This is a genomic window from Streptomyces sp. URMC 129, from assembly GCF_051386415.1.
Lineage (GTDB): Bacteria > Actinomycetota > Actinomycetes > Streptomycetales > Streptomycetaceae > Streptomyces.
The window spans coordinates 1-4343 of the sequence record NZ_JBPQTQ010000225.1 but is presented as its reverse complement, the minus strand read 5'-3'; the positions used below and the strand labels follow the sequence as shown (position 1 = coordinate 4343).

Annotated in this window: 3 protein-coding genes and 1 pseudogene; 1 reads left to right on the top strand and 3 read right to left on the bottom strand. The window is 74.2% G+C overall.

Going from position 1 to position 4343, the window contains the following annotated elements; all coding sequences use genetic code 11:
* Positions 1-37 precede the first annotated feature (37 nt).
* From ACSNOC_RS27075 to ACSNOC_RS27065, 3 genes are all read right to left on the bottom strand, one after another.
* Entirely contained in the window at positions 38-181 is a 144-nt protein-coding gene (locus tag ACSNOC_RS27075) for a hypothetical protein (RefSeq protein ID WP_436750213.1), read from the bottom strand.
* 222 nt (positions 182-403) lie between these two features.
* Positions 404-2308 (bottom strand): WD40 repeat domain-containing serine/threonine protein kinase, encoded by a 1905-nt coding sequence (locus ACSNOC_RS27070; protein WP_436750212.1) that lies wholly within the window; start codon positions 2306-2308, stop codon positions 404-406.
* Positions 2309-2602: 294 nt separating this feature from the next.
* Positions 2603-3166 carry an AAA family ATPase gene (locus ACSNOC_RS27065; protein ID WP_436750211.1) on the bottom strand — a complete coding sequence of 188 codons (564 nt, stop codon included), beginning with the start codon at positions 3164-3166 and terminating at the stop codon, positions 2603-2605.
* Positions 3167-4001: 835 nt separating this feature from the next.
* On the opposite strand from ACSNOC_RS27065, the pseudogene ACSNOC_RS27060 reads away from it, so the two are divergent.
* Positions 4002-4343 (top strand): annotated as a pseudogene (locus tag ACSNOC_RS27060) (hypothetical protein); the annotation flags it as partial.

Below are 4343 nucleotides of genomic sequence, written 5' to 3'. Positions count from 1 at the left end.
GCCCTGGCCTGTCCCGTGCCGGCTGGGGTGGCGGCTGTCAGCGGTCGGAGGGGACCTCGTCGACCACTCGGAGCCACACGGTGGTGTCCGCCGGGAGCTGCCCCTGCTCCAGGGGATGGGAGGCGTGGAGGATCTCGGTGCCGGGTGGCAGGGGAACCGGGTGCGCCGAGGTGTTGGTCACGTTGATCACGTCGCCGCGCCGGAAGGCGAGGACGCCGTCGAGTCCCTCTTCTTCCCGGAACTCGTCATCCGTTCCTCTACCGCGCCCGCCCCCACCGCGTGACGCCCGCGTCCCTGCGCGGGGGCGCCATCTCCGGGTACCGCGGCAGCTGCCCGACCGGCTGACCCGGCCCGGCGCCCCCTGCCCCGGCCCGGGAGGGCCGGGAGGCGCCGATGGCGGGGGTCAGTCGAGGAGTTGCCACAACTGGACGGTGGCGTCCGCGGCGGAGGCGGCGAGGAGCGTGCCGTCGGGGCTGAAGGCCACCGAGGTGACCGCGGCGGGGTGGTCGATCCGCAGCAGTTCCTCGCCGGTCCTGGCCGACAGGATCCGGGCCATGCCGTCCGTTCCGGCGGTGGCCAGCATGTCGCGGCGCGGGCCGTAGGCCAGGCTCACGACTCCCCTGAGCGTCTCCGGGCCGGGCAGGCGGCTGCCGGTCCGCGGGTTCCAGAGGTGGACCCGTCCGCCGGGGCGCGGGGAGGAGAGGCGTACGGTCGCCAGGGTGGTCCCGTCCGGGCCGAAGCTCAGCTCCGGGATCGTGACCGCGCGGGAGATCCTGATCCTGAGGAGCTGCGCGGGGCGGTCGCCGGTCACGTCGTAGATCCGGACCTTGCCGCCGTCGCCGATCGCCATCAGGGTCCCGTCCGGGCTGAACGCGGGGGTGCCGCGCCAGACGCCCCTGGGCTGCTCCGACCGCCGGATCGTCTCGTCGTAGGGGTGTCCGGTCCCGGGGTCGCGCAGCCGGACGACGCGGTCGGCGTCCGCGGTGGCCAGCAGCCTGCCGTCCGGGCTGAACACGGGAGCGCCCACCGTCGCCCGCTGGGCGACGCTCCGCAGCTCCCGGCCGTCGGCGATGGCGAAGAAGCGCAGGGTCCCGTCCCGGCCGGCCACCACCAGGTGCTGCCCGTCGGGGTGGAAGGCCGCCGTGGCCTCGTCCGCGACCACGCTGTCCGGGGGCCCGGCGAGCTGCTCCCGGCCCGTCAGGTCCGTGACGCGGAGGGGGACCTCGTCGCCGGTGAGGAGGAGCTGGGTGCCGCTGGGAGAGAAGGCGACGTCGACCGGGCCCTGGACCGGGAACGTCCGCAGGTGCCGGGCGCCCGGCGTCTTCGGCGTCCCGCCGGGCGAGGGTGCGGGCGCCAGCAGGGTCCTGGTGTCCGCGTCCGGGTCGGTGCGGCCGGCCGCGCGGACGGGGCCGCCCAGCAGGGTGGGGGTGTAGCCGGGCGCGGGCGCGGCGGCGACGCGTCCTTCCAGCCGCCGCAGCTCGTCGGCGACGTCCTCGGCGGACGCGTACCGCTCGGCGGGATCCTTCCGCAGCAGCCGGAGGACCACCACGTCCCACCCGGCCGGGACCCCGGGGGCGACGGTGCTGGGCGCGGGCGGTGTCTCGGTCAGATGTGCCGTGAGGTACCCGACCGACTCGGGAGCGCTGAACGGGAGACGGCCGGTGATCATCTCGTGGAGCACGCAGCCCAGCGCGTAGAGGTCGCTGCCCGGTTCGGGCACTCCTCGGGCCTGCTCCGGCGCCATGTACTGCGGGGTGCCGACCATGAACCCGGTCCGGGTCAGCCGGTCCCCGGTGACCGACGCGTCGGCGGCGCGCGCGATGCCGAAGTCGAGCACCTTCACCGTGCGCGCCGGGCCGGAGCCGACGACGAGGAGGTTGGCGGGTTTGATGTCGCGGTGCAGAACGCCCCCGGCGTGTGCCTCCGCGAGCGCGTCGCAGACCTGGGCACCCCAGCGGGCCGCGTCCGGTGGCGCCACGGGGCCGTCGCGGAGCACGGCGTCCAGGCCCTGGCCGCGCAGCAGTTCCATGACGAGGAACGGCGTGGTGCCCTCCGCGCCCTCGGCCTCGCCCAGATCGTGGACGGTGATGATGTTGGGGTGCTGGAGGCGGGCCGTGATCCGGGCCTCCCGCAGGAACCGGGCCCGCGCCTCGTCGCCGCCGCTGCCCCCGCCGGCGAGCACCGAGATGAGCTTGACCGCGACATCGCGCCCGAGCCGCTCGTCGTGGGCCTTCCACACCTGCCCCATGCCGCCCTGGCCGAGCAGCCCCACGAGCCGGTACCGGTCCGCCAATATCTCGTCCGGCATCACAACGTCCTCTTCTCGGCACCGACTTCCCCTCGGCCCGCATCCTAGGCCCACACGGCCGCGGCGAGGCGTCTCGCCCGTTCACCGGGGGGGGCGGGTGTTTTCCGGCTCCGGCCCGTCCGGCGAGGCCGTGGACACCGGTGACCATGCCGTCCTGACCGACGACCGGGACGCCGGGTCCTCAACGTGCCGGTCACGGAGACGGCCGAGAAGGTTCCGCGCGCCTTCTCACCACGGCCGGTGGTGAACCGGCCCATCCGGGCCGACGGCGGACCGTTCATCCACGGCGTCCTCTCAACGCCACGCCGGACGGCACCGGTTGGCCTGCTCGGGCCAGCCGCCGGCGGCCACCACCTCGCGGGCGATGTCCGCGACGGCGCGGCCGTCCGTCGCCACCCGCACGGTGCCCGGGGCGGCCCGCTGGTCCAGGAGCCGTGCCTTGCGCACGCTGCCCTCCCATTCGCGCTCCAGCTCCGAGCCCAGCTCCCGGCCCGCCAGCCGCTCGCGGGCGGTGGTGTCGGACGCGGTGAGCAGGATCCGCGCGATCCGCACCCCCGCACCCATGGCCCGCTCGAACATGCCCGTCGCCTCGGGCAGGACGCTCAGCGTGTTTGTATAGATCAGGCGGCGACAGCCGAGCCGGGCGAAGTTCGCCCACACGGCGGTCAGATTGTTCTCGGTGATCTCCGAGCGGTCGGGATCCCCCGCCGGGGCCGGATGCACCTGTCCCATGAAGTCGCCCTCGACGACCGCGTGAGCGACCGACGCGGCGCGCAGCAGCGCCGAGACCTCCCATGCCACCGTCGTCTTGCCGACGCCGGCCCGTCCGCCGATGAGCAGTACGTCCGCGTGATCCATGGGAGCAGCGTGCCCGTTCCGGGCCGTCCCACGCGCTCCGCCGCCGACGACCGGCGGTGTTCCCGGCGACTCCTCCGGGGGCGAATACCGGGCGCGTCTGCGCTTCCCGTGATTCTCCCTGCCCGGGTGGCCGGATTCCGCATTTCATCTCGTGTGATTACCCGGTGACCGGCGCGAGACGCTACGGTGCCCATGCGCGGGGCCCCGGCGGTTGACAGCCTTGATCCGGGGCCCTGCCCGTTCATTCGAGAACCGAGAGAGAACACCAGTGCACGAACGCAATTCCGAGCCCGGCCCCGTGGGGCCCGGCTCATCCCGTGACGTTAGCAGCGCTCCCGGAGAAGAGAGGAACCGCGTGCGGCGGACGGCATCGCGCCCGCCAGGGCGGGGTCACTTCTCCGCCCGCCTCCGGGGCGGCCTGCCGAACCCGGCGGGACCCTCTCGTCCGATACCCGGCCGACGGGGCCAGAGGAGCCCTGCGACCTGCGTGTTTTCCCTCCCCGTGGATCCGCCGACCGCAGTCGGCGGCCCCGTCGGCACGCCCCGGGCACGCCGCGCGCCGACGGCGTCGTCGCGTCGGCGGAAACCGGATACGCGGCAGAATCAAGCCTTTTTCTCGCGCCACGTGTCGTGAGCACAAGCAGGTGTCGGGAGAGAAAAGCGGGGAGGAACGTTGACGGCGGCCGAAATGCCTGCCGAGAGGGAGTGCCGGTTATGCGGAAAGCCGGTTCCGCAGAACGTGCGCGGCAGGCCCAAGCTGTACTGCGATGTGGTGTGCCGACGACGCGCCGCGCGGCTACGGGGACAAATCAAGGAAAAGGAGCCGTTGCCGGGCATGCGCCAGGGAAAGTCGGTCGCCAGGGATCTGGTGGCGCTGGCCCATCGCCTGCTGGCGGCGGAGGAAGAGGAGCGGGATCTGGCGGACTTGCTGAAGCTGACCCGCGGTCTGTCCCGGGGGCTGGAGGCGTTCCAGGCGGCGGCGGTGCAGGACGCCCGTGACGAGGGGGCGACCTGGAGCGACGTGGCCCGGGCGGCGGCGCTCGGCTCGGCGACGGCCCGCGCCCGCTGGCCGTCCGGGGAGGTCGCGCGCCGCCTGAAGAACTGGGAGGCGGAGATGGGCCATTCCCCGGACCCGGCCCGGCAGCGGCGGGAGGTTCCGGGGAGGGCCATGGGGAGG